Below are 26,319 nucleotides of genomic sequence, written 5' to 3' on the forward strand. Positions count from 1 at the left end.
GTTGAGTTTCTTCATGTTTTCTGGATCGGTGCGGCAGTGTACAGATTTTCAGGCGGTGGCATTCACATTGATCAGATAACTTTATGTAAATAAAGTTATTTATTTTTCACTGTAGAAAAGTTACTACGTTTTTTACCACATTTTTTTAATCGCTGCCCGGTTTTTAGGCAGTTAATCTGCATAATTTATAGGCAATGATTATTTTAACCCCCCCCCTATTTAAATGCGGTTTTTTGCGAACGCAGAGCAACAATCGGTCTAGGTCTTAAGAGGTCATAGGGATTTTGACCGCCCCCGGTCATGTCATGGCTAGGGTATACCCCCCCTCTGAGTTTCCCGCATACAAAAATCTGATGAAGCGAACGGTCTACGGAACCAGTCAGCTAGACTTTTGAGCCGCCCCGGTGGCTTTGGTCTGGTAGTCATTGCATGACTCAGGCGCAATCAATACACGTTCGCCGATATAGAGCGCTTCCAGCATGTGATGCTGCTTGCCGCACACGTAGCGATACACCGGGCGGCCATCGTTTGGTATCAGTTCCATGCTGATATGCTTGCACCCTTGGCAGCTTGTTCCTGTTCCTCGGTGTTCGGTGAATGGGCGGATTGCTTTGTGTGGATTGATACCGTAACTCTGGCACAGTATCGCCCATGATTTGATTTGTTCGGATTGTGGAATGGTTTGCAGTTTCCAGATTGCTTCGAGTATTTCTTCTTTGCTGACTGTTGCTTTATTGCAACAGGTCAATAGCAAAGTAACGGCAATCGGATTTATCGGATGCGTTTTTGCGGCGCGAAAATTATCTGAAGCCACGCCTTCACCGGGCGCATGATTTTCATTTTCTTTCCTACCCCCTAAAAAACTTGTAGGAACAGTAGGAACAAAATCACTAAACCCGCATGAATGAATGCTTTCCGTGTTCCTACTTTCGTCATTTTCTGTTCCTACAAACCCCGTTTTGTTCCTACTTTCCGCATCATTTACGGGGTTTTGCTCTTCATCTTCCGGCTTGATCAGTGCATTCCAATCAATCATTTTGTGAATGCCAAATGGTTGGAAGGATGTAAAACACTCGCTGCATACCGCAGCCCGAGAGCCGTTTATTTGTTGCTAAATTGCGACCATCGCCTTTCATGAAACCCCGGTCGATCAGCAGGCGCGCAACTGCCCGATAGTCAAAACCCTTGCAGATTTCGGTCTTGAACACTTCCGGCAAACAAAAGAACTCCGTTTTGTCTTCGTGATTCTTTTCACGGAAACCCGCACGGTTCAGCGTCTTGGGCGCATGATCATCATCGGCATTAGCTCGACCGTTGTCGGTAAAGCGGGATTCAGCGTGTAATTCCAGGAAATGCCGCACCTGTTCAATCATGGCACGCTCTTCCTTGTTGCCTTCACCGCCAAAGGCTTGCAGCCATGCCTTAAAGCAAGTGATGGCGGCTTGCATCGATGCGCCCGGCTCCCAGCCGGTAATACCCCATTCTGTAGCCAGCTCACCCGCAGCACCGGCTAAGGCGAATCTTGCCGCTACCCGTTGCGCTTGACCGCTGGCGGCTTGGGTCAGTGTTGCTTTCTCGAATGTTTGCCGGGCATCGAATAGTGATTCACGCAATGTTTCCCGGTGTTTCAGCACGCTTTCAATAAATGCCGTGAAGGCCGTGCCATAGTATTTACTTACGACACCATTCAAAGCTTTGGCGAACTCATGCCCGTTGTCGAAGCCGTGCAAGTTCTCGAAGCAGCCCAAACCTTGCCCGGCATCGGCGGGAATATCGGCCATGCGCAATTCAGCACCGGCAGGCGTTTTCTTGCCACTCTCAGCCACATGCTGGGCTAAACTCAACTCACCGGCGGATAAGAACAGCAACCGCCATTTAGCGGTACTGCGTGCGCCCCCGGTCACATTCGCCCGCACCTTAGCCGCACCATTAGCTAGTAAATATGCTGATTCCCCAGCTATCCGGGCATCGATCATCTTCAATTCGTCAAGAGTTAGAAGTGCATCGCAATGAGACATGGCGGTACTTTCCAGCCCGTTATCAGTCGACCGCCACCGCTGCAAATACTCAGGCGAACCGCACACGCTACCGGCCACAATCAAAGCGCTCGTTTTGCCGCTGGAAGTAGTGCCCCGGTAATGAAAGCCGCCGGATTCCATTTCAATCAAATGCAGCAGCGGGGCGGCAAACGCAACCGACACAGCAAACGTTAAGCGGCTATTGCCTACGCACAAAGCCGCTACCTGTTCCCGCCATTGCTTCAGCGTGCCACGCTGTTTGAATGGGTTTGAATCCGGGCGGTTATCGTTGAATAACCACTCTTCATCGGATTGACCTAGTGATGCATCAGGCAGAACAAACGTTAAGCCGTCAGCGTTCCCATGCCAGCCGGTTCGGTTGGTCGTTCTGGCGCGTTTCTTGATCTCGGTTGTCTGCAAGTATTCAAGCAGCAATGGGCGGGCTTTGGGCATGATTTCCAGCCCTTCTGATAGCAGCGCAGATGCAACCTGCATACCATCGCCGCAAAAGTCTTTCATCGGGATAATAATCCGCTTTGGCATTTCATCCGGATCACGGAAAGCGCAAACCAAACCCCAATCCTTGTTATCGGCTGTGCGTGTACGCGCCAATACTTCCAACCTTCCGCACACCTTGCGGCGGCGTAACATGCCGTCCTTGCCCGGTTCGAGAAACAGTACGGAATCATCCGTCACCATGAAACCGCGTTGTACGGTTTCTGCTTCCGGTTCATCGGGTTTATCGACTAAATCCGATTGCCCAGCGGTGGGATTGGCATCAGACAGGAATGCATCCTCTCGCTTCAGAAACTCAGCGAACCGGTCAGCATCCCAGCCACACGCCACCAAATCGGCGGCATCGTCTCCCGGCTGCAATGGTTCACCGGCCGCACGCTCCAACCGATCGACATGCAGCACTCGAACCGAACTAGCACCAGCAGCCATCAACCGTTTCAGCAAATCACCGGCGGCTTTCTTGCCGGGCAGATCGGCATCCGGAAAGATCACACAATCACGCCCGGACAGCGGCTATAATCCGATTTCTCTACGGCTTGGCTTCCACCTTGCCAGCACAAAACAGGATGATCAGGCAGCAGCTTTTGCAGAGCTTCCGCTGCCTTCTCACCTTCAGTAAACCAGCACACAGCAACAGGAAATTGCAGCAATCCCGGCAAGCCGTACAGCGGACGCAAACCCGGCGAAACCTTGAACCGCCATTCATACTTACCGGCCTTCTGCCAAAGTGTCTGCGGGCTGAATTGCTTTTTCTCACCCTTGGGCTTGTCGAAGCGGCAATGATAAAAATTCACGCGGCCATCATGCGCAAGGTACGGATAACGCCTTGTCGGTTTCCCGTGCTTTGAATGTGCAGCCGGTAGCGGCGGTGCATCATCGGGAACCGGCATGACGCATTGCCAGCCGTCACCATCGCCACCTGGCGAAACCGTGGCGGCATTCGCTTCTTTGTTGCTGGTTGATGGTTTACCATTGCCCGGCTTTCTGGAATCGCTGCCGGTGCGTTTGGGCGGGTTGCTTTCTTCCGGTTCGAGTCCCAGAAAAACCGCCAAACGGCGGGCGGCCTTTCCTTGGGTTTCACCTTCCAGATAGGCAACCAGTGCCACCAGATCAAGCCCTTTGTCACGGGTGGCAAAGTCTGACCATTTGCCGGTTTTAAGGTTGATGCTGAATGAACCGGGTGCGCTATCCGCACGCTTAGGGTTCAACGTGAGGTATTCGCTACCTTCACGCTTGCCGCCGGGCAGCCAGCTATTCAAGATGCTGTCAATGTTACCTAGTGCGGCGGCTGAAACCCGCTTAATGAAGGGAATTGATGGCATTATTACCCCTTTCCGCAGACTTCAACAGTATTGAATAAAGCTGTTTCATACCTTGCTGAGCGGAATCTAAATAATCACACGCCCAGCTTAATGCCGTAAAAAAACCATTAACCCATTCCACGCTTAGCGGGACATCAAGCATCTCATCATTATCACCAATTCGTGATTCCGCTATTTTTACGGCTAAAGAAATAATTTGTAAGGTGTGGCCGATGCTTTCGTTAATGCTTTTAAGGGGCTTTTCATCCTTGCCGTATTCAGTCGCTATCATTTGTATTTGCTCAAGATCGGAGACGATCCCATCGAGCAATCTATAAACTCCACACATTTGCTCCATGCTTAAAACAAATGAACGGCCATCAATTTCTAAAAGTTCGCGGCAATCGATTAACTGAAAAACTCCATTAATCCTCAGCATCCATAGCTGCGCTTTCTTGATGTCTTTTAGTGCTTCTAAATTTCTATTTGATTGTTTTTCTGATGAAGGGATTTGATTAGATGCCGTCATGGTTATGCTCCTTTGTTTGAACGGTCTCGAGAAAACCGCCACCCGTGCGGGACACGGGGCGGGCGGATAGATCGGGTTAGCAGACCGGGGATAAGACCGGCGAGCCTTTCGGCTCCCCAAAATACCCGCCCATAAAAACAAAGGGCAAATAAATAACGGACATAAAAAATGCCGCATAGCGGCAATATCCGCTTATCCAACAGGCTGCTAAACCCGTCCATTGATTTTGCAATGGCACAGCGAGCATAAACCCAGCAAGAGGGCAAAGTCAACAGGAAGTCATTCATCGCGCCCTCCGCTTGATCGCCGCTCCAACCATCTGAAAAGCTCATACGCAAAGATATGTTGCTTCCGCGTGTGATATGGATTATCAGCAATCCATTCTTGCAACAGGTCATGAACCTGACCGGGTGGAAGTGGCGTTAATCCGCATTTGCACAATGCGACTACCTTTCCCGATGCCGGGATTACTTCATTTATCATGATTGTCCCCGGCTCTTTAGAGTGAATCACGGATTTCCGCAATCAGATCATCAAGCTTCTGATTCAGAATTGCAGTGTGAAAATCTGCTGCTGCGGTTCTCATAAAACCGGCGATCAATTCCGGGTGTGCTTTTGCAAAACCTTCCCCAAATTTAGAATCAATAATTCGGATGGACTGATTGAAATAGGTTTCTGCCGTGTCCCGTGCTTGCAGCATCAGGTCAGTAGGGGATAGATTGCTCATGCCCGCACCCCCGCATGCTTAGCGGGTGTATCGCCTTTGATTTGATCGTGAATCCATTGCTGAATTTCCGATTCACGCCATCGGCTGGCATTGCCGATCTTGACTGGTGGCGGGAATTTGCCTTGCTTGATTAATTGATAGATGAAACTGCTTTTGAAGCCGGATCGTGATTCAACTTCCGGAAGTGGTAGAAGTCTTTCTGTTGCCGGTATTGCTGGCAATTGCCCGGTTTCGCCGGTTAAATGGTGCTGCGGGGTTGATACTGTTTTAATCATTGTGCCTCCATGTCAATTCATAGCCGCGAATGTGGCTATTGCAATGAGGCACTGTAATGATTAGGTGTATTACTGGATACCGAAAACTATAAGCTATTTTTCGTTACGTTTTCGTAGCCTGTCGATAAAATTCATCTGTGAGTCGTAATGATCTCTAGCTTGTTTTAACCAATAATCAACCCGGTCAATATTCAAACCACCGAGAATATAAATTGCTCTTAAACATTCGGCAGCTAAACTACTGTTGCTGGCAACGAATTTGATTCTGAGTTTGAAAAATTCTCTTTCTAGTGCCATAGCCGTTCCAAGCTCTGCACCTTGTTCATACCATGGGCAATCTTTTCCTGATGTATTTAAACTGTGTTTTGGTAATTCTCTGGCGGCTTTTCGTAAACCTAAGGCGAATGTGGCTAAGTCTTCTATACTTTCTTTATTCTTCCAAGATCCCACCTCAACCATAAAATCCCAGTTATATTTTATGGGATTAGGGAAATTATCTTTCTTAGCGATTTCATCTAATCCACAATACACAGAATAACAAAGCGCAGCAGAATCAATGCCTCTAAGCTGTTCAATAACTCCCTCTATGTGCGAAGCTAATGAATTTATTCTTTCTTGTCTACGTTGCTGTTTCTCTGGCTGCAATTTTTTTATGGCAGGAATAAACTCAGCGAATCCCTCCATACAACCAATCAATACATTTGTTTCAAACTCTATATCATCGGGGTACTGCAACCGGCCTTGTTCAGCAATTGCTCTATGTAATTTTTCTGAAAGTCTTATCCGCGTTTCCTTGTCAAATCTCAAACGCTTATTTGTTTTGCAGTCTAAGTCATCGCCATTATCTGACATAACACCCCTTCAAAGTGTTGCCCTTCAAGATAGGTCACTCCAAGGCGGTTGAAGGTATCCGCTTTTCGTTCCGTCGAACTATGGAGTGATTCGATTATTTTACATCGAAGAATGGAGGTCTAAACTTACAAATTGCCCGAGGCGTCTTCATGATTTGAAGCCGGGATTAAGGCTGCTTAAATTTTGTGCAATTATGGAAAAATCAGGGGGGTACTTTTCAAAATGTGAGTAACTTTGTGAGTAAAAATTCAATCACAAAAATATTAAATGGCGTGTTTAAAGGGTTTCAAAGGATAATGTGAATCCACTTAGAGCATTCACTCTATGGAATTGATGATTTTATCCAAGTATAGGCGTGTCTTTTTGGCGGCTTGCTCTTCGTTTCTTGTCAATTCTTTCTGTACCAAGTTTGCAAAATTAACCAGGCTTTGTGAAGGATAGGCATCTTGCAAGCCATAGTCATGAAAGAATTCAGCAATCCAGTGAGCTTTCAATTCACTGCTTCCCGTTTCTTGAAAGAAGGCATCCGCTGCTAACTTGATGTAGTCTGATAATTTATGCATCGCGTGGGCATTTCACTTCTATACGGGGTTTCTGCAAAACTGAACAAGTAAAAGCCGCAACACTTAAGGGTTATTATCCACAGAGGAGGCAGCTTCACGCCGCGCTTGTCGTTCTTTTTTCGTGGGCGGTTCGAGTAGGGTGGCGGTTAAATCATGCAGTGTCAGCAATAGTTGAAGGTGTCGCTGTGCCCATACGGGTAGGGGTGCTGAATCGTTCGCCCAATTGCAGACGCTGACACGAGAAACGCCCGTTGCCGATGCAAAATCACTTTGTTTCCAGCCCAATTTATCCAGCCCGTTTTTAAAATCTTGCGGTGTCATATTGATTCCTTCGCGCGCGTGAGAGTTTTTTAGGGTAGCAGAACTATTGGTGTAAAGCAACTTTAATTAAAAGTGGGAAAACATATTAATAAAGTAAACCAGATTTAACAAAAAGTGGATAATCGTTAAAATAGTGAATTTAACATAACGTACGTTATTGGCAATTGAAAAAATATTTCGCTAAAAGTGGGAGATTCAATATTCATGCGGGTTACAGCGATGTTTTTATGGCTTATCCGATTATTGCGCATAATTATTCACGCATCTTTTAGCGCAATGAATAATTATTTAGTCAATTTCATGACTGAGAATTGACCATTTTTCCCCACGTTGGGGGGTGGCAACAGGATCATTCCGCGCTGCATTTTCGCATTAAAACTTGCTGCGAATCTCAAAATCTCGGTGGCTAATCGGAGCATAAAACCCCGGAATTTCCCCAAATTGTAGGAACAAAACAGGGTTTGTAGGAACGTTTCTTGAAAATGCAGGAACACGTAAATCAAGCATTCATGCGGGTTTCAGGATTTTGTTCCTACTGTTCCTACTGTTCCTACAAGTTTTTTAGGGGGTAGGATATAAACTCAAAAATGACAGCGAAAAAATCAAACCGATTTACCGAATAACGGAATGACTTCCGCTCCCTTTTCCAGTGCTTCGATATGGTTACTCCACCAGATCATCATTCGTTTTCTTTCCGGCAAGTATTCCGCCCGGTTGTATGCGCCACGGACTTCATTCCTTTCGCCGTGTGCCAATTGCCGCTCTATGGCATCCGGACTGAATAAGCCGGACTCGTTCAATGCCGTGGAAGCAACCGCCCGGAAGCCGTGACCGGTCATCTTGCCTTTATACCCCAGGCGATACAGTGCAAAAAGCAGGGTATTGTTGCTGATGGGTTTGTTTGGATTTCTGCCTGGCAGCAGGTAGCGGCTATCACCGGCGATGCTTTTTAGTTCTGCCAGTATGTTCAATGCTTGATGGGTAAGGGGAACAACGTGTTCATTTCCCATTTTCATGCGCGTAGCTGGCACAATCCATAGCGCATTGCTCAGGTCGATTTCTTCCCATAGTGCGCCTATCAGTTCGTTGGTACGAACGAAGGTTAAAGCCAGCAGTTGCAAGGCAAGCTGTGTTTGCCTATCGCCAATGCGTTCATAGGTGGCGATTGACCGTAACAATTCCGGCAATTCTTCAGGTTTAACCGCTGCCTGGTTTTTCTTTTTGTGCGGTGTGAGTGCGCCCCGCAGATCGCCGGAAGGATCACGGGTGCAACGGCCGCTTGATATGCCATAGCGGAATACCTGACCGCACACCCCCAGCACTCTATGCGCCAGATCATAAGAACCCCGCTGCTCAATGATGCGGATCATATTGAGCAGCTGCGGTGCTTCAATCGTGCTGATAGGGTACATGCCGATATAAGGAAATACATTGCCTTCCAGCCGTCTAAGCACATCCTTTGCATGACTGCCTTTCCATGCATTGGTTCGCTGTGTGTACCATTCCCGAGCAACTACTTCAATACTATTGGCGGCGGCTTCCTTCGCTTTCTGCTTATTCAGTTTGCGGTCAATGGAAGGATCGATATTGCCCATTAGCTTTACACGCCCAGCCTGTGCAAGCTGTCTTGCTTGCTTTAACCCCACAACAGGATAAACGCCAAGGGATAAAGATTTCTCCTTGTCATGAATCTTATAGCGCAGCCGCCAATACTTGCGGCCATCTTCATAAACCCAAAGGTAAAGCCCCTGGCCATCGTGAAGCTTGCGAATTTTGGAGCCTTCAGCGGTAGCATTCTTGCAGGCTAGATCAGTCAACAATTCCTTGATAGCCATAATGTGGTAACTTTTTGTGTGGTAAAAATTGTTACCACGTTTTTTACCACACTTTTTTAGTGGATTCCAGCGGATTATTTTGGATTGTTACGGAAAGCAGATTGCTTATAGATTAAGTGTTTCGGTGTGTTTCGTGGATTGCTGCGGAAGTGTGTGGATTGGGAAATGGCGGAGGCGGTGTCTTCTTGAACTAGGTTTCACAATGTTTCATGATGTGTCCTATCCAGTTAATTATTAATTAGTTATTAGTTTTTATTGTTCCAAAAAGTTTCTTGCTATATCATCAAATCCCAAACGTTTTGATGGGAAGGATGATGGGAAGAATTAAGTCTGCCATATCGGCCCTGGGTGTGAAAAAACTCTCTAAGGCACCAGGCATGCACGCTGTAGGGGGAGTGCCGGGTTTGTATCTTTGCGTCAATATGAATCCGAACTCCACCGATATGAATCCCTGTTTCGCAGCCTCATGGATTTACCGCTACTCCTTTTCTGGTCGCCGCCGCGATATGGGATTGGGCAGTTATTCCGATTATTCACTAGAAGAAGCCCGCCATCAAGCCAGTAAATGCCGCAGCCAGGTACTGCAAGGTATCGATCCATTGGATGACAAGCAACAACAAAAAGATGCCGAGAAAAAAGCGCATAGCAAGCGAGTCACCTTTCAACACTGCATCGAAAGCTATCTGGATGCGCATGGCGATGCCTGGAAGAATCCCAAGCACCGGGCACAGTGGCGCAGCACATTAGAAACCTATGCCTGTCCGGTTGTCGGCAGTCTGAATGTGGCGCATGTGGATACCGGCCTGGTATTGAAAGTCCTGGAGCCGATCTGGAAAACCAAAACAGAAACCGCTACCCGTTTACGCGGACGCATTGAAAGCGTTCTGGATTGGGCAACCGTGCGAGGGTATCGCGAAGGGGAGAACCCAGCCAGATGGAAAGGGCATCTGGATAAATTATTGCCATCGCCCTCCAAGATCGCCAAGGTCAATCACTTCACCGCCTTGTCCTACAAGAAAATCCCGGAATTCATGCAGCAATTGCGCAATCAACCCGGCATCGGTGCCGCTGCATTGGAATTTGCAATTCTTACCGCAGCCCGCTCTGGTGAAGTCAGGGGCGCACTGTGGCCGGAAATCAATCTACCGGAAAGATTATGGCTGATTCCCGCCGATAGAATGAAAGCTGGACGGGAACATCGCATTCCATTATCCGATGCAGCTATAGCGATACTGGAACGGATGAAAGAACATCACGTATCTGATTTTGTCTTTCCCGGCACCAAGCAAGATAAACCGCTATCGGATATGAGTCTCACAGCCGTACTGAAGCGCATGGAGCGGGGTGATCTGACGGCGCATGGATTCCGATCCACATTCCGGGACTGGGCCAGTGAAACCACCGCTTACCCGCAAGAGGTCTGTGAAATGGCGTTAGCTCATACCATCGCTAATAAAGTCGAGGCCGCGTATCGCCGGGGAGATCTATTTGATAAACGCATCAAGCTCATGATGGATTGGGCAAGCTATTGCAACGGCATGGCAACAGCGATTCAATCATAAATTCCACAAGTAAAAATCGACCACGCTAATTTTAGAAAGAGCGATGTTTTTTCTAATAACGTTAAGGAGTGGTGAATATGTGTGAATACTGTTATGAATCCGCGATGCTTTACTTTGTGGCATCCGGTCAAAGACATGACATTTATAGTCGGTTTGCTTATCTTGAGGAAGCCGATGATCTTAAAACCGAGATCGAACAACTGGAAGATCCCAATAATCCGGAACCGCTAATTGATCTGGCATTCTGCCGCTTATATGATCACTACTTGACGCATGGCTTCGATGCCGGGTTATTCAATACCCTGCAGAATAAATTTGGACATGAAGCCGTGCAATCTTATCTCGCCAAACGGCAAGCCTGCCACAATGATTTATTCCGGACAGAACTTAGCCAAATTGAATTCTTAAACGATGAAACCCGCTGGAACCGGTTCATGGTCGATCAGGAAAGAATATACAGCCACGCCCTGGAATTGCTAAATTCCTATTATGACTGGTGGGTTCTCGGTATCGGCAAGGAAAAAGAAAAGAGAAAACCAAATTCCATCGATGAAAGTTTACTGTTTGCCGATGAATTAATAACCACAGGTGCTGAATGGGACAAATTCCAGGCACTATACCCAGCGCTATTCTTTGCATTGTCATACCTCACCAACCACCATAGAGATTCTGACATCATCCGGAAAATTGCATTGACAAACCTGAATGATGGCGCAGACATTTGGACGAAAGACTTATGGCTGCAACGCAAAGCCATGATCACCTGTGTGAAGCGTGACGGTTTTTCATTGATCGTGGATAACCTAAGCCATATCCGCTATGAATTGATCTACTATGTTTTGCTGAAGGTCACAATCAATCCGGCAGAACTAATCCTGTTGAAAGAGGCCATCCTCGCAGAACAAGGCGATCGCCTGATTGGGACGATGGAGCGCGGACATCTCTTTGAGTTAATGGATCAGTTGGTCGAATAAAATAACCAGCAAGTTTGTATATGGGAACCATACGTAAAACTATCACGTTAACGGATAAAAAAGATCAATGGATTAAAACGCAGATTGAGGCCGACGGCTTCACGAATGACAGCGAATACATCCGTGATCTTATCCGTCGTGACCAGGAGCAGAATGCCCAATTTCTGGCACTGAAACAAGCTTCCATGCCGATCAGGCAGGGCTCAAGATTGACGTAGAACCTCGCGATCTCGCTGCGCCACCGTTGCTTGCGCAGCACGGTCTTACTATGTACATCCACACCGAGAACTTGAAATGCTCTTTTGCCAAATCGACACCAATCGTTGAAATCTTCATGTCGGATGCTTCTCTCTTGTTTAGTGGGCTTTACTGCTCTACTGCTTTGGCACTTCGATGCCGTTTAAGGTAGTGAGCGTACATTCCATTACTTTTAATCCACAATTACCGCGAAAATATATCCTCTTCAGGAATACATACATTTTCACATCGCTATTTACAGGGCAAGTTATCGCCAACAGGAAGAATTAGGCATCGCAGCTTGTCCCAAATAACCAAGCCTCCGGAAAAGCTGAGCTGATTCAGAATAATGTAAAGTCATTTGTAAGACACTGCACTAGAAAGCTATGCGTGTTGCCTTGATTGGCGTTAATTCTGGAGTAATATATACGTTATATTGAAAGCCTAATTGTAAATTTGGACACAAAATGATGGAAGAAGTATTTAAGGCTCTTGTCACTCAGTATCAATGTACTTTCGAGGTATTAAAGATAATTGGGGCGCCACTTGTTGCTATCGCTGTTGCAATAGCTGCATCCCTAATTCAATATAACCAATGGCGCACAACTCGAGACAAATTGCGGCTTGATCTATTTGACAAGCGATTTCGGGTTTACATTCAGCTATTCATATTCTTAAATGAGCGACTTAACAAAACTGAGTTTACACATGAAGAGTGGAGAGAATTTGAATTTGCCATCAATGAATCTCGATTCCTGTTTGATAAATCCACTTATGATTATATCGTGAATTTGAAGGATCTTCTTACCGATTACAGGATTGCTTCATTCGTTGGCAAACAGAGGAGCGGACAGGTAACGGCGGAATCGAAACACAAGGACCTCTTGTCGATGAGATGAAGAATGCGTTGGAATTGTTTGAGAAACAATGGGAACGTGCGCCAGCCATTTTTGCTCGTTATCTAAGTTTTGCGCATATTCGTCATTGAGACATGGTGTGTGTACAAACATCCAGCCAAGTGTTCTAGTCGATGATTTTATAAATATTTTCACATTATTTTTATCTTAACGGGGTCAGAAGCTGGAATCTGCGGATTAACAGTTCAAATTTCAAACCTCACCAATCAGCTCGGAGAATTCTCATAAGTACTTGATATAAATATCATTCTAATTTGAAGACTACAAAATAATCCTCTAAAATATCACTGTATTGCATTTTATGTTTAGAACATAAATTTTTTATCTTCTGTGCAACATGTTAAAGGTAGCTTTATATCAGCAACCTTTATCGTAATACCTATCAGCATCAAAGTAACTGGTAGCACCTCAGTAATACTCCAGAAAATCCCATTTAACGCAGCATCCAGGCAGAAATTTTTAACTGCCAGCTTTTGCTCGTCCATAAAAAGGAGAAAAAATGTGTAACCCCGAATCAACAAGGGAGCGGCGACCTATTGCCCTGTTTCCGTTAGGCCAAATCGTTGCAACCCCCGGCGCACTTGAAGCACTGGATCGGTATGCCATCAATGCGATGGATTTGATTCGACGCCACCAATCCGGCGACTGGGGCAACGTGCCACCCGGCGATGCAGAAGAAAACCTGCGCTCGGTTGAAAACGGCTGGCGCATTTTATCGAGTTACGCCATCAGCGATGATCAGAACCTTTGGATCATTACCGAAGCGGATCGCAGTGTCACAACCCTGCTGTTGCCTGAAGAGTATTGAGCCGGATTTTGCTGTTTACCAAATAATAACAAGCTCCTTTCGGGTGTTATGGGAGCAAACTAAATGAAAACACCCAAACGTTAGCCTGTCAGCAGATTCAATGCTGGCGGGCTTTTTTATTACTTCTCAACTTACGATAACTGTTCATTATCGCAACCGTGATGATTAGGTTATCCATTACTTATGGAGATTCATATGAAATTGATTGAAAAATCCGATTCACCATTAACCGATGCCGTGGTGGAACTGACCGGCAAGGATGACAATGCCTTCTTGATTCTTGGCCTGGTCCGTCGCGCCATCCTGAAAAGCAACCGCCCGGAACTGGCGGAAAACTTCATGCGTGAAGCCACGGCCAGCGATTACGAGCATTTATTAAGCGTATGTATGCGCTATGTCGATGTCCGGTAGGAGACTGTCATGAAGAAGGATTCGCTATTGTCCAGTCATGGTACTCGCAAAAAAGTCCGCACCTATCTGGCCGCCACACAAGCCAAGAATACCCAATTGGCCTATCGGAGCGATATTGCGCATTTCCTGAAAAGCGGGGGCAGAATTCCGGCAACCCCGCATTGCGTAGCATCCTATCTGGCGGTTCATGCCAATACCTTGTCGCTGGCGACACTCAATCGCCGGGTGGTGGCAATCGGTCACGCACATAAAGATAAAGGATTGGCATCACCGACTCGCTCGGCACTGGTCACCGATACACTGCGTGGTATTCGGCGCATCAACGGCAGCAGGCAGCGGCAAGTCATGCCACTACTCAAAGCCGATCTGGTAAAAATTACCCGAAAACTGCCCGGACTAATCGGATTGCGCGACAAGGCACTGCTATTGATCGGCTTTGCCGGAGCATTCCGCCGGTCTGAATTGGTAGCGCTACAGGTGGAAGATGTGCGGTTTGTGGCTGAGGGTACGTTGATTCAGGTGCGCCGCAGCAAAACCGATCAGAATGGCGTCGGCAGGAATGTCGCCATTCCTTACACCAAAGGCCGTCATTGCCCAGTACAGGCTTTAAAACAGTGGCTCAAAAAATCAAACATCAAAACCGGTACACTGTTTCGCCGCATGAATCGCTTCGATCAAATAACGGATTATGGATTATGCGCTGCATCGGTAGCGCTGATCATCAAGCAGCGTGTGGCCGAAGCCGGATTGAATCCCAAGCAGTATTCCGGCCATAGTTTGCGAGCAGGATTGGTGACCAGTGCGGCCAAAGCAGGCGTCAGTTCCTGGAAAATCCGTCAGCAAACTGCGCATAAGTCGGATGTGATGTTGCAGCGCTATATCCGGGATGGTCAGTTGTTTCACAACAATGCGGTCAGCCAAATCTGGTAACCATCATGTCTGATGAGGAAAACATCATGCCCATCCGGCAAGGCAGTATTGATGGACTTTGCGGTGTGTATTCAGTGATGAATGCAACCGAAGCCGTCATCGGTAAATTTCACTACGACCGCAAACTGAGACGCAAAGCCAGCCAAAGGAAAGTTTTGTTTAAAAAGCTGATCGGCTATTTGGCTAAGCAGGACATGCTAGAAGAAGCCATGATTTGGGGTTTTGAAAATATTGACGCCAAAGGCGGATTCATAGACATTGCCATTAAATCCGTGAAAAAGTACCAGAGGCGCAAACTACGCAAAAAAATCGCATTCGATACCGATGACGTGACACTGGATGCCTATTGGGAAAAATTGACCGAGCACTTAAAGCAACCAGAATCAGCAGTCATCATCTGCCTGAGCGGTCGTATCAAGCACTGGACGTGCGTCAGACGGATTACGCCCAATGCGTTGATTTTGTCCGATTCATCCGGTATCCGGCAGATTGCCCGGGATCGCTCCACCATAGAAACGGAAAGCCGGGATATGTATACCTTGTGGCCGAGGTTGACTTATTTGCTGTCGGTCGTATGAAAAATACCTGAAACACTGGTGATTGTTGGGATTTTATACGCTTAATCCTCGATTTTCATTGGTAAGATCGGCTAGTATAATCTCTACAATCCGGTCTGCACCGTCACTATCAGCCATAACATATATAGTTGGGGCGTTTCGGCGTAATGCGTGATACATTCATGGATGGCGTGACCAGGGTGTAGTGGTGCAGAATATTGGAGCGCGACTAATGAAAGAAAACCAAAATTAACAGCTCCAGCAGGTAAATAACTAATAACCATGTCCGATGCGTTTTTTAAGAAACCAATCCTGAATTCGCCCTACGAATATCCAGCAGCTCATTGGGAAATGGTAGACGGGCTTCCCACTCAGAATATCGTGAATTCTCGCCGTCGTGCGGAGTTCATTACTCCCATTCCCAAACCCAAGAAACGCAAAGAAACCAAGTCGCAGGAAATGTTTGACGAAAGCATGGGACTGGGTGACGGGCGCCAAAAATACGATCCGATTTCCATCATCAATGAACTCAGAAGTCATGTCGATGCTTGGCGTCTGCTGCACAGCGAGCGTGACTGGATGGTTACGCCCGATACCGCGCGACTTTTGAAGCATTGGCGGCATCATGAATTTAATGGCATTCGCCCCTTCTTTTGTCAGGTCGAGGCTGTAGAAGTAGCAGTATGGCTGACAGAAGTAGCACCAAAGCTTGGCGCCAGAGGAAAAAAATTTCTTGATTACCTCGACAATGTCAATGCGGACGCCAATCCCGGCCTGATGCGCTTAGCACTGAAGCTTGCGACGGGAGCAGGAAAAACCACCGTTATGTCCATGCTCATTGCATGGCAGACAGTCAATGCGGTGCGCCAACCCAGTAGCAAGAAATTTACCCGAGGGTTTTTGCTTGTTGCACCGGGCCTGACTATCAAAGACCGCCTACGGGTATTGCAGCCCAACGATCCTGACAGCTACTACAAAAACCGTGAAATTGTGCCAAGCGACATGCTTGCTGATTTGGAACGAGCGAAGATCATTATCACCAATTATCACGCATTCAAATTACGCGACCGTGTGGAAATATCTGCCGGAGGTCGAGCCTTATTGAAGGGTAAACACGGCGAAGATTTGAATACCCTTGAAACTGAAGGCCAGATGCTCCAACGCGTCATGCCGGAATTGATGGGCATGAAGAACATCATGGTGCTGAATGATGAAGCGCACCACTGCTACCGCGAAAAGCCGGGCGATGATGAAGAAGGAGATTTAACCTCCGACGAAAAGAAGGAAACCGAAAGCAATCTGGAGGCGGCTCGCCTTTGGATTAACGGATTGGAAACCATCGCCAGAAAACTCGGTATCAATCGCGTAATTGATTTGTCTGCAACACCATTCTTCTTGCGCGGCTCAGGTTATGCAGAAGGAACGCTGTTTCCTTGGACGATGAGCGATTTCTCACTGATGGATGCGATTGAATGCGGCATCGTGAAATTGCCCCGTGTTCCTGTGGCCGACAATATCCCCGGCGCGGAAATGCCCAAGTTCAGGGAATTGTGGAAACATATCGGTCCGAAAATGCCAAAGAAAGGCCGGGGCAAAGGCGCACAGCTCGATCCATTAAGCATTCCGGTCGAATTGCAAACGGCGCTCGAAGCGCTATACGGCCATTACGAAAAAACTTTCACCCTCTGGGAAAAAGAAGGCATCAAAGTTCCGCCGTGCTTCATTGTTGTTTGTAACAACACGGCAACATCCAAGCTAGTCTATGACTATATTTCAGGATTCCGCCCTATAAACGAAGATGGTTCAACGGGATTTGAAAACGGACGCCTGAAATTATTCCGAAATTTTGATGAACACGGCGAACCTTTAGCCAGACCAAACACGCTATTAATAGATAGCGAACAACTGGAATCCGGTGAGGCACTCGATACCAGCTTCCGTGAAATGGCGTCTGATGAAATAGAGCGCTTTCGCCGTGAAATTATCGAGCGGACGGGCGACCAACGCGCAGCCGAAAACCTCACTGACCAGGATTTACTGCGCGAGGTAATGAATACCGTCGGCAAATTCGGGGCGTTGGGCGGCAATATCCGTTGTGTGGTATCCGTATCCATGCTCACAGAAGGCTGGGATGCAAACACCGTCACTCACGTTTTGGGTGTCCGTGCATTTGGAACGCAGCTGCTTTGCGAGCAAGTGATTGGCCGCGCACTGCGTAGGCAGTCATACGAACTGAATGAAGAAAACCGATTCAATGTCGAATATGCCGATGTGCTGGGCATTCCGTTCGACTTCACGGCCAAGCCAGTAGTCGCGCCGCCGCAACCACCGCGTGAAACGATTCACGTTAAGGCTGTGCGTCCCCAGCGCGACCACTTGGAAATTCGTTTCCCTCGCGTGACGGGTTATCGGGTAGAGCTGCCGGAAGAAAGACTCACGGCGGAATTCAATGATGATTCCGTTCTCGTATTGACGCCGGATTTGGTCGGTCCGTCTGTTACGCAGAATTCAGGGATTATCGGCGAAGCGGTTGACCTGAATCTTGTCCATACGGGCGATTTGCGCCATTCAACGCTTCTCTTCCATTTAACGCAGCGTCTGCTTTACACGAAATGGCGTGACCCAGGTGAAGAACCCAAAATGCATTTGTTCGGCCAGCTTAAGCGCATTACAAAACAGTGGCTGGATACTTGTTTAATCTGCAAAGGCGGCACTTATCCGGCGCAGCTCATGTACCAAGAACTTGCGGATATGGCGTGCAGCAGAATTACCGCAGCAATCACGCAATCTGAGCAAAACAAGAATCGCCCGATTAAAGCCTTGCTCGATCCCTATAACCCGACGGGTTCGACGATGCAGGTCAATTTCAACACGTCCAAAACGGATCGCTGGGAAACCAACCCGCTTCGGTCGCATATCAACTGGGTGATTTTGGATAGCGATTGGGAAGGCGAATTTTGCCGTGTAGCGGAATCGCACCCGCAAGTTATTTCATACGTCAAAAATCATAGCCTGGGGCTGGAAGTTCCATATCGGTACGGTTCAGAGACCCGCAAATATAGACCGGATTTCATAGTTCAGATTAACGATGACAAAGGCGATCTCTTAAATATGATCGTCGAAATCAAAGGCTATCGCCGCGAAGATGCGAAGGAAAAAAAACTCACGATGGACACCTACTGGATTCCGGGCGTGAATAACCTAAAAAGCTATGGGCGCTGGGCATTCGTGGAATTCGCAGACGTGTTTGAAATGGAACACGACTTTAAGCAAAAGGTCGAGGAGTATTTTAACAAGATGATTGTAGAGGAAGTGGGGAAAGGATAATAGCAATGGCAAAAGCAGATAAACCACAGGCCAAGAAAAAGGTTGAAACCCTGACCCATGACGGTGCTTCGCGCAAGAATATCCCCACGGCGGAATATGAAGCGGTACTTCACGAGAAAGACAAAAGCTCAATCCGTGTGGCGTATGAGCAGCGCAATCGCGATCTTGACCCGCAGTTAGTTTGGCGCGGTAAAGACGAACAGGATTGGTCTGACCTTGTTGTTCACGCGCCGCCACTCTACATTCAGGAAAAAGTTCACCCCAGAGTTCTGATTGACGACTTGCGTCGTCAAACCGAACGCACCAATGCCGAAGCCGCCGCGCAGAATGAAGGCTTTATGGGCGATTTGTTTGCCGACTTTAACGGCCTACCAAACGAGGCAGCCAAAACCGAGTTTTACCAGCACGACGCCCATTGGTCAAACCGCATGATTTTGGGTGATAGCCTTCAGGTTATGGCTTCGCTTGCAGAACGCGAAGGAATGCGCGGGAAGGTACAGTGTATTTATTTCGATCCACCTTATGGGATCAAATTTAATTCGAATTTTCAGTGGTCAACGACCAGTCGGGATGTAAAGGATGGTAACGCGCAACACATTACCCGCGAGCCTGAACAGGTCAAAGCGTTTCGTGATACATGGCGCGACGGTATTCACTCTTACCTCACCTATCTTCGAGATCGTCTCACGGTTGCTCGCGATTTATTATCGGACTCAGGCTCCATATTTGTTCAAATTGGTGATGAAAACTCACATAGAGTGAGAGCACTTATGGATGAGGTTTTCGGCGAAGAAAATTTTTGTTCATTAATCTCCTTTGTCACCACTGGAGGCGTAAAGCAAAACTTCCTCTCCACTCGATGTGACTATTTACTTTGGTATGGAAGAGACAAGAAGAAAACAAAATATAGGCAGCCGTATTTCGAAAAAGACATCAGCGATGGTTCAGCAAAGACATACTCATGGATTGAGTTTTCTAATGGAGTTCGTAGGGGTTTAACAGCTGATGAGAAAAGGTCATTTTTAATTCCTAACGATGGGAAGCTATACAGACCTGGCAATATAACAACACAAGGAAATCCTGTTTTTGAGTTTGAATATCAGGGAAAAACCTACGGCAAACCCTGGAAAACAACTCATACTGGTATGACTCGCATGGGAAAAGCTGGCCGGTTGCATGTAGCTGCGAACAGTCTGTCACAGGTAAATTACCTGGAAGATTTTCCTGTATCGGAAATAACTTCTCTTTGGACGGACACGTTTCTCGGTAGTTTTGCCGAGCAGAAAACTTACGTAGTTCAAACGTCGCAAAAAACTATCCAACGATGTTTTCTTATGACCACAGATCCCGGCGACCTTGTTCTTGATCCTACTTGTGGTTCAGGAACTACTGCATACGTTGCAGAGCAGTGGGGGCGCAGATGGATAACGATCGATACTTCTCGCGTTGCATTGGCGTTGGCTCGGTCTCGTATTATGGGGGCACGTTATTCTTACTATCTCTTGGCAGATTCTAAGGACGGCGTACTGAAAGAGGCTGAGATTACTCGTACTGCACCATCGTCGAAACTAACAACCAATAACATTCGCTATGGTTTCGTATATGAACGTGTACCGCACGTTACGCTGAAATCCATAGCCAACAATACCGAAATTGACGTTACTTGGGACAGGTATCAGCTTGAACTTGAGCCATTGCGCGACGCCTTAAACAAAGAACTGAAAACGACGTGGGCGGAATGGGAAATTCCAAGAACGACCGAAGATAATTGGCCAAATAAAGCCAGAGAGCTTCACCGGAAGTGGTGGGATAAACGAATTGCACGGCAAAAGGAAATTGATGCGTCTATCGCGGCCAAAGCTGAGTTTGAGTATCTGTACGACAAGCCGTATGAGGACAATAAAAAAGTTCGCGTTGCTGGCCCGTTTACGGTGGAAAGTCTTTCTCCCCATCGCGCCCTCATTGTGGGTGCCGACGATGAGTTAATTGATCCCGCCAGCCGGAAAGCAGAGTTGGAAGATGAGAAGGATTTTGTTCAGATCATTCTTGAAAACCTGAAAACCGCAGGTGTTCAGCAGGCGCACAAGGAAGACAAGATTAATTTCATATCCCTCACGCATTGGCCAGGAGAAATGGTTTGCGCCGAAGGCCGCTATATCGACGAGAGAGAGATTGAAAAACGTGCGGCCATTTTCATCGGCCCTGAATTCGGCACTGTCTCAAGGCCGGATTTGGTGAGCGCGGCCAGAGAAGCCGCCGATGCGGGCTTTGATGTGCTGATCACCTGTGCCTTTAACTATGACGCGCATTCCACGGAATTTGAAAAGCTGGGCAAAGTGCCTGTCTTGAAGGCGCGTATGAATGCCGATCTGCATATGGCCGATGACCTGAAGAACACAGGCAAAGGCAATCTGTTCGTGATTTTCGGCGAGCCTGACATTGATGTGCTCGATGCAGAGGGCGGCCAAGTTCAAGTTAAAATCAATGGCGTCGATGTATTCCACCCCAATACAGGCGAAGTCCGTAGCGATGGCGCGGAAGGCATCGCATGCTGGTTTATTGATACCGACTATAATGAAGAAAGCTTCTTCGTTCGTCACGCCTATTTCCTTGGCGCGAACGATCCTTATAAATCGCTGAAAACCACGCTTAAAGCCGAAATCAACCAGGAGGCATGGGATTCGCTGAACAGCGATTTATCACGGCCTTTTGATAAACCTAAAAATGGACGCATCGCGGTAAAGGTTATCAACCACCTGGGCGATGAGGTAATGAAAGTTTACAGGGTGTAGTCAATGGAATTTCGTATATCCGATTCATTCACTAGCAGCCTTGCCAAATTAATGGGTGAGGAGCAGAAGGCCGTTAAAACCACGGCCTTCGATTTGCAAATGAATCCTGATGCGCCGGGACATAGTTTTCACAAGCTAGATCGTGCCCAAGATAAGAATTTCTGGTCGGTGCGCGTCAATCGGGATATACGCATAATTGTTCATCGTTCCCAGTCCAGCTTGCTGCTTTGCTATGTTGCCCATCACGACGATGCGTATAAATGGGCAGAAAAGCGCAAACTGGAAACCCACCCGACAACAGGCGCGGCGCAGCTTGTGGAAATTCGGGAGCGTGTCGAGGAAATCAGGGTTCCTTATTACGTCAACGTCGAAGTGACCGCACCGCCAAAACCGCTACTTTTTGCAAAGTTTCAGGATGAAGAATTACTGAAATATGGCGTGCCTTTCGAATGGCTGACTGATGTAAAGAATTCCAACGAAGATTCCATTCTTGAATTGGCGAACCACCTTCCGGCTGAAGCAGCGGAAGCGGTTCTTGAAATTGCAGTGGGTAGAACGCCAAGAGTGCCGGTAGCCATTCCGCAGCCAGTGAATCCGTTTGAACACCCGGATGCTAAACGGCGCTTCCGTATGATGAGCGATGTAGAAGCGCTTGAACGGGCGCTGGATTCGCCTTGGGAAAAATGGACGGTATTTCTTCATCCAGATCAGCAAGAGCTGGTTGAAAAGGATTTCAACGGCCCAGCCCGTGTATCCGGTTCCGCAGGTACAGGCAAAACTATTGTTGCGCTACACCGCGCCGCCCATCTTGCAAGGCAAAACATAGAATCCCGAGTGTTATTAACAACGTTTACAGATGCACTGGCAAATGCACTCAAGGAAAAGTTGAAGCATTTAATTGGCAAGACGCCCCGACTGGCAGAGCGCCTTGAGATTTATTCCATGGATGCCGTTGCGCAGCGGTTGCATCGTTTCAATGCACAGAAGAAAACACAGCTTAAAAAGGATGAACTTTTCAAGCTGGTTTCGAATTTTACGGAACAAGCGGATGGATTGAAGTATTCTAAATTCTTTGTTTTTGAAGAATGGTTGCAGGTTGTCGATGCGTGGCAAATTACTACATGGGAAGAATACCGCGACGTTCGCCGACTTGGGAGGAAAACAAAACTCACGGAGTCACAGCGCCAGGCCCTTTGGGCAATTTTTGAGAAAGTAAACGCTGAGTTGAAAAACTTGAATGCCGTCTCAATGGCAGGCATCTATCTGGATTTGACGAATTCTTTCAGCGAGAAGAAGAACAGCCCTTACGATTTTGTGGTTGTTGATGAAGCCCAGGATATTAGCATTCCGCAGCTCAGGTTTTTGGCAGCGCTGGGAGGCGATAAGCCTAATGCACTGTTCTTTGCAGGAGACCTGGGGCAACGGATTTTCCAACAGGCATTCTCCTGGAAATCCCTTGGCGTTGAGGTGCGTGGTCGATCCAAAACCTTGCGCGTCAATTACCGCACGTCTCACCAAATCCGTATGCAGGCAGATCGTTTGCTTGGCCCCAGTGTTGCGGATGTCGATGGATACGAAGACGACCGCACCAGCACAATTTCTGTTTTCAATGGCCCGTTACCACTCATAAAAAACTTCGATACGACAGATGGAGAAATTTCGTTCGTGTCTGGATGGATTGAGAATCTACTCAACAATGGATATGAGCCGCATGAAATCGGCGTTATTGTTCGCTCTGAGAATGAGCTTGATCGCGCAACGGCTGCTGTTGAGAAAGCGGGTATGCCATATAAAATTTTGGACAGCTACATCCAGCTTGCTCACGGAAGCGCCGCAATTTGCACCATGCACCTTGCCAAGGGTTTGGAGTTCAGGGCCGTTGTTGTGATGGCTTGCGATGATGAAATTATTCCATCGCAAGAGCGCATAGAGTCAGTGGCCGACAATGCCGATTTGGAAGAGGTCTATGATACGGAAAGGCACTTGCTTTACGTCGCATGCACCAGGGCGCGGGATCGGTTGTTAATTACTAGCGGAGAGCTGCCTTCTGAGTTTCTTGAAGATATGTCGTCATCACAAAAATTCTAATTAGATAAACCAACAGCAGTCCTGCTCGTGGCTGACGCTGCAAGATAGCCATTTTTAGAAACCAACATCGCTTCCATTCTTGAACTCATGCTTCTTCCTGCGGTGCCCCGCGAATGGTTCTTAGCGCCTCTATTTGTGCTCGATGAAACGATTAAAAAATCAATTATGAATTATCGATATGATCCTAACTTGGATAAGTTAATCAAATAACCCAGTTTAGGGTTCCAAGCTAACATTGCCGATATTTGTACGGAACCTGATTGTCCGGTTACCGGCAAGTCTCAGCCAACATCCCCATCGTTTCCCGCTCCCGGCTGCTGAACCACAACCGATATTTTTCTTTGATATGAGACCAGCGCTTGCCATATTCGCACCAGTACTCTTTTCGTGGCGGCAACCATTCGTGCGGTGCCTGGTCGGATTTGGATTGATTGGCCGCATCGTCAACGACCACGAGATTTTCGAAATCATTGGCAAACGTCCGGCGCTGATCGCGCGTCCATTTATCCGCACCGTGCCGATGCGCATGAGCTAGGGGTACGATATGATCAATATCGACATTCGAGGCTTTGCTGAATGTTTTGCCCGTGTACACGCCGAACCATTCGCCGGATACTACCGTGCAGTGTCTTGAATCCTTGAATTTGACCGGCACCCGGCTAGAAGCGATCAACATTTCCTGCCGTGTGTTCTGACAATCCCCATCGGCATCAATCCAGTGCGGCCAATCTTTGCGATTGTAGGAACTAACCGGAGCGGGGGCGGCGATTGATTCCTGTTGAGGGGTAACCCGCTTTTCTACTGCGCAGCCGGAAAGTGTCACCAGGATTGCGACTAACAGCTGTAGGAGATAAATTTTCAAAACCACTGTAGCTTAACTGCCTTAATCAGTTCAACATTATGTTCTTATTATTAAATGTAGAAATATCAAACTTTACCAGTTCTAGGTACTTTTACATAAAGAGCACTTCTTTTATTCGCACATATCAGTTTCTTTGAATTATCTTCTTTATGATTATGAGGTATTTTTTTTAAGTGGCATTCAGGTATATCTTCTCCTGGGCAAAGACATAGAGCCCATTCAGTAAAAGCATAATTTTCAGTTCCAGAATCATTTGTAGCGGACAGCAGATATTTCCTGCCTGTTGCTGAATTGATTCTATATTCCTGACCTTTATTCATTGCTTCTAGCATTTTTTTGGCTATATCAGTTTTTTGTGCAAATTTTTTCGCTGTTTCAAAAGTAACCTTTCTTTCGGATCTGGCTTTATAAATTCTAAGGGTAATGTGTTGTGCACCATTTATGACAGTAGGTAGCCACAATTTGCGTGATACTGATTTTCCTGATTTTTTAAATTCAGTAAGTTTGCTTTTTAATTCATCAATTTCAGCCTTGATTTCTGGCCACCAGGTTTTTGACGGACGGACAAAATAAAGAGTCTTTCGTGGAAAGCGTTCTGACGACCCATGACTAGCAATTTTTTCCTTAATACTATTCTTTTTAATGATCTCCAGCCAGCGATCCCTAGCCTTCATAACTTCGTTCAATAGATTCTGCGGCTGATCTGATTTCTTTTCCACTGACTTTTTTGTGGGATTTTTTGCGGTTCCCTTATTCTGGGTTTGCTTTTTTGGGGATGGGCTGATCACTGGTTTTGATTTTTGCTTTTTTGCATTATCAGCCTGTGCTGCCATGTGAGGTGCCTCGACGTTAAATATTCTATTAATTCAATTAAAACCCTTCCAGGAAATTACGAGCATTTCCCCAAATTATTTAGCAAAAAATCCAGAAGCATAAGTAGCTGATTCCGCCGAATTGGCGCTACATATTGCAGTATGGTAATTATAAAAATAATCCTATTAATTCAATCCGTTCAATTAATTCCATTAACTTTATCTCTTTTAAGCAAGGAATATTAATTCTATTAATTACCATAAAAAGTCAATTTGGCGATGAATGTACTAATCAACTCGGGAAAAGTAATAGAAGTAATGGATAACACCGAATTCAATCAATTGCATTATTTCTATTAATGCATAACTACCTGTTTTTATAGTAAAGAATAGAATTTTTCAGGAATTTTTTCTGTTTTTTCAATCACTCCAATCCTGTCTTTTTTACTTCAAATCGAGCCAATTTCGTATCTGTAAAGAGCCTCCGCAACAGAAAAAATCATGCAGTTGGATTTTTCTTTTGCATAAGCGCGGTGACAACCATTCACTGCATCTGAAAATTTTTTGTTGGAGGTTATTTATGCGAAGAGTCCTTCGTACGCAGCAGGTAATACAAATGTCAGGCATGTCCAGATCGGCGATATACCGGCTGCGGAAAGAAAATAAATTCGTGCGCCATATAAATCTGGGGCCGCGGTCTGTGGGCTATTTTGAAGATGAGCTTACTAAATGGTTAGAAGAGCGGGTCGAGGTTTCGCGAAAGACTTAATGTGAAATCGCTATTTTCTAATTGCTAAACGATGGCGACAGTTTGTCACAACGAAATTGCAGGCGCCAAACCGGCAAGGTGACAAATTGTCGTTCGATGGGATCAATTCAATAAATTATCCGGTTGGAGATGAGAAGCAAATTTCTGTAACACATCACTCTATTACTCAATTTAACACTTAGAGATCAACTGGGAATCAATGATAAAGGGAATTATATATGACTAAATGTAAGAAACCTCAGGGTTGTTTACAGAGAGGTTGATTGAAATAAGCGTCGAGTATTTCATAAGGGGTGGCATTATTCAAACTCTTATGAGGCTTAACGGTATTGTAGA

The 26,319-nt window shown here is 46.7% G+C and carries 25 protein-coding genes; 12 read left to right on the plus strand and 13 right to left on the minus strand.

Annotated features, from left to right (window positions below):
- Positions 1 to 379: 379 nt before the first annotated feature.
- The 11 genes from DU481_RS10585 to DU481_RS10635 form a co-directional block, all read right to left on the minus strand.
- Complete coding sequence (locus DU481_RS10585) at positions 380 to 1,036, minus strand: hypothetical protein (protein WP_350134323.1); 657 nt, start codon at positions 1,034 to 1,036, stop codon at positions 380 to 382.
- On the minus strand, positions 1,029 to 3,026 hold the full coding sequence (locus DU481_RS10590; protein ID WP_350134324.1) for a DUF927 domain-containing protein: 1,998 nt from the start codon (positions 3,024 to 3,026) through the stop codon (positions 1,029 to 1,031). Before DU481_RS10590 ends, DU481_RS10585 begins: the two co-directional genes overlap by 8 nt.
- Positions 3,023 to 3,856, minus strand: coding sequence for a hypothetical protein (locus tag DU481_RS10595; protein ID WP_350134325.1), 834 nt, complete (start codon positions 3,854 to 3,856; stop codon positions 3,023 to 3,025). The genes DU481_RS10590 and DU481_RS10595 overlap by 4 nt, the downstream gene beginning before the upstream one ends.
- Positions 3,834 to 4,364: a hypothetical protein gene (locus DU481_RS10600; RefSeq protein ID WP_350134326.1), complete on the minus strand. Its 531-nt coding sequence runs from the start codon at positions 4,362 to 4,364 to the stop codon at positions 3,834 to 3,836. Before DU481_RS10600 ends, DU481_RS10595 begins: the two co-directional genes overlap by 23 nt.
- Positions 4,365 to 4,366: 2 nt before the next feature.
- The gene (locus DU481_RS10605) at positions 4,367 to 4,696 is read right to left on the minus strand and encodes a hypothetical protein (protein ID WP_350134327.1); all 330 of its coding nucleotides are present in this window, start codon (positions 4,694 to 4,696) and stop codon (positions 4,367 to 4,369) included.
- Between the two features lie 167 nt (positions 4,697 to 4,863).
- Positions 4,864 to 5,091, minus strand: a complete 228-nt coding sequence (locus tag DU481_RS10610) for a hypothetical protein (RefSeq protein WP_350134328.1) — start codon at positions 5,089 to 5,091, stop codon at positions 4,864 to 4,866.
- On the minus strand, positions 5,088 to 5,366 hold the full coding sequence (locus tag DU481_RS10615) for a helix-turn-helix transcriptional regulator (protein ID WP_350134329.1): 279 nt from the start codon (positions 5,364 to 5,366) through the stop codon (positions 5,088 to 5,090). The genes DU481_RS10610 and DU481_RS10615 overlap by 4 nt, the downstream gene beginning before the upstream one ends.
- Positions 5,367 to 5,459: 93 nt before the next feature.
- Entirely contained in the window at positions 5,460 to 6,218 is a 759-nt protein-coding gene (locus DU481_RS10620; protein WP_350134330.1) for a hypothetical protein, read from the minus strand.
- 317 nt (positions 6,219 to 6,535) lie between these two features.
- Positions 6,536 to 6,781, minus strand: coding sequence for a hypothetical protein (locus DU481_RS10625; RefSeq protein ID WP_350134331.1), 246 nt, complete (start codon positions 6,779 to 6,781; stop codon positions 6,536 to 6,538).
- A gap of 63 nt (positions 6,782 to 6,844) precedes the next feature.
- Positions 6,845 to 7,102, minus strand: a complete 258-nt coding sequence (locus tag DU481_RS10630; RefSeq protein ID WP_350134332.1) for a helix-turn-helix domain-containing protein — start codon at positions 7,100 to 7,102, stop codon at positions 6,845 to 6,847.
- Positions 7,103 to 7,704: 602 nt separating this feature from the next.
- Positions 7,705 to 8,937, minus strand: coding sequence for a tyrosine-type recombinase/integrase (locus DU481_RS10635; protein WP_350134333.1), 1,233 nt, complete (start codon positions 8,935 to 8,937; stop codon positions 7,705 to 7,707).
- 311 nt (positions 8,938 to 9,248) lie between these two features.
- Here DU481_RS10635 and DU481_RS10640 point away from each other — a divergent pair, with 311 nt between their 5' ends.
- The 11 genes from DU481_RS10640 to DU481_RS10695 all read left to right on the plus strand — a co-directional run bounded on the left by DU481_RS10640 (position 9,249) and on the right by DU481_RS10695 (position 23,540).
- Positions 9,249 to 10,499 carry a tyrosine-type recombinase/integrase gene (locus DU481_RS10640; RefSeq protein WP_350134335.1) on the plus strand — a complete coding sequence of 417 codons (1,251 nt, stop codon included), beginning with the start codon at positions 9,249 to 9,251 and terminating at the stop codon, positions 10,497 to 10,499.
- Positions 10,500 to 10,576: 77 nt separating this feature from the next.
- A complete protein-coding gene (locus DU481_RS10645; RefSeq protein WP_350134337.1) occupies positions 10,577 to 11,473 on the plus strand; it encodes a hypothetical protein in 897 nt (298 codons plus the stop codon).
- Between the two features lie 20 nt (positions 11,474 to 11,493).
- Positions 11,494 to 11,691 (plus strand): ribbon-helix-helix domain-containing protein, encoded by a 198-nt coding sequence (locus DU481_RS10650; RefSeq protein ID WP_350134362.1) that lies wholly within the window; start codon positions 11,494 to 11,496, stop codon positions 11,689 to 11,691.
- 486 nt (positions 11,692 to 12,177) lie between these two features.
- Positions 12,178 to 12,609: a hypothetical protein gene (locus tag DU481_RS10660; protein ID WP_350134339.1), complete on the plus strand. Its 432-nt coding sequence runs from the start codon at positions 12,178 to 12,180 to the stop codon at positions 12,607 to 12,609.
- A 517-nt stretch (positions 12,610 to 13,126) separates the two neighbouring features.
- A complete protein-coding gene (locus tag DU481_RS10665; protein ID WP_350134340.1) occupies positions 13,127 to 13,435 on the plus strand; it encodes a type I restriction endonuclease subunit M in 309 nt (102 codons plus the stop codon).
- A gap of 195 nt (positions 13,436 to 13,630) precedes the next feature.
- Positions 13,631 to 13,846, plus strand: a complete 216-nt coding sequence (locus DU481_RS10670) for a hypothetical protein (protein WP_350134342.1) — start codon at positions 13,631 to 13,633, stop codon at positions 13,844 to 13,846.
- A 9-nt stretch (positions 13,847 to 13,855) separates the two neighbouring features.
- A complete protein-coding gene (locus DU481_RS10675) occupies positions 13,856 to 14,776 on the plus strand; it encodes a site-specific integrase (protein ID WP_350134344.1) in 921 nt (306 codons plus the stop codon).
- Positions 14,777 to 14,781: 5 nt separating this feature from the next.
- Positions 14,782 to 15,354, plus strand: a complete 573-nt coding sequence (locus DU481_RS10680) for a hypothetical protein (RefSeq protein WP_350134345.1) — start codon at positions 14,782 to 14,784, stop codon at positions 15,352 to 15,354.
- A gap of 261 nt (positions 15,355 to 15,615) precedes the next feature.
- A complete protein-coding gene (locus DU481_RS10685) occupies positions 15,616 to 18,660 on the plus strand; it encodes a BPTD_3080 family restriction endonuclease (RefSeq protein ID WP_502889945.1) in 3,045 nt (1,014 codons plus the stop codon).
- 5 nt (positions 18,661 to 18,665) lie between these two features.
- A complete protein-coding gene (locus DU481_RS10690) occupies positions 18,666 to 21,452 on the plus strand; it encodes a site-specific DNA-methyltransferase (RefSeq protein WP_350134349.1) in 2,787 nt (928 codons plus the stop codon).
- Between the two features lie 3 nt (positions 21,453 to 21,455).
- The gene (locus DU481_RS10695; RefSeq protein ID WP_350134350.1) at positions 21,456 to 23,540 is read left to right on the plus strand and encodes a UvrD-helicase domain-containing protein; all 2,085 of its coding nucleotides are present in this window, start codon (positions 21,456 to 21,458) and stop codon (positions 23,538 to 23,540) included.
- 268 nt (positions 23,541 to 23,808) lie between these two features.
- Here the strand turns inward: DU481_RS10695 and DU481_RS10700 are convergent, their stop codons facing one another.
- On the minus strand, positions 23,809 to 24,402 hold the full coding sequence (locus DU481_RS10700; protein WP_350134352.1) for an HNH endonuclease family protein: 594 nt from the start codon (positions 24,400 to 24,402) through the stop codon (positions 23,809 to 23,811).
- 65 nt (positions 24,403 to 24,467) lie between these two features.
- A complete protein-coding gene (locus DU481_RS10705) occupies positions 24,468 to 25,235 on the minus strand; it encodes a hypothetical protein (protein WP_350134354.1) in 768 nt (255 codons plus the stop codon).
- 559 nt (positions 25,236 to 25,794) lie between these two features.
- Between DU481_RS10705 and DU481_RS10710 the strand changes: the two genes are divergently transcribed.
- Positions 25,795 to 25,983, plus strand: coding sequence for a helix-turn-helix transcriptional regulator (locus DU481_RS10710; RefSeq protein ID WP_350134356.1), 189 nt, complete (start codon positions 25,795 to 25,797; stop codon positions 25,981 to 25,983).
- The last annotated feature ends 336 nt before the right edge of the window (positions 25,984 to 26,319 follow it).

It is taken from the genome of Nitrosomonas sp., assembly GCF_040240425.1.
GTDB lineage: Bacteria > Pseudomonadota > Gammaproteobacteria > Burkholderiales > Nitrosomonadaceae > Nitrosomonas.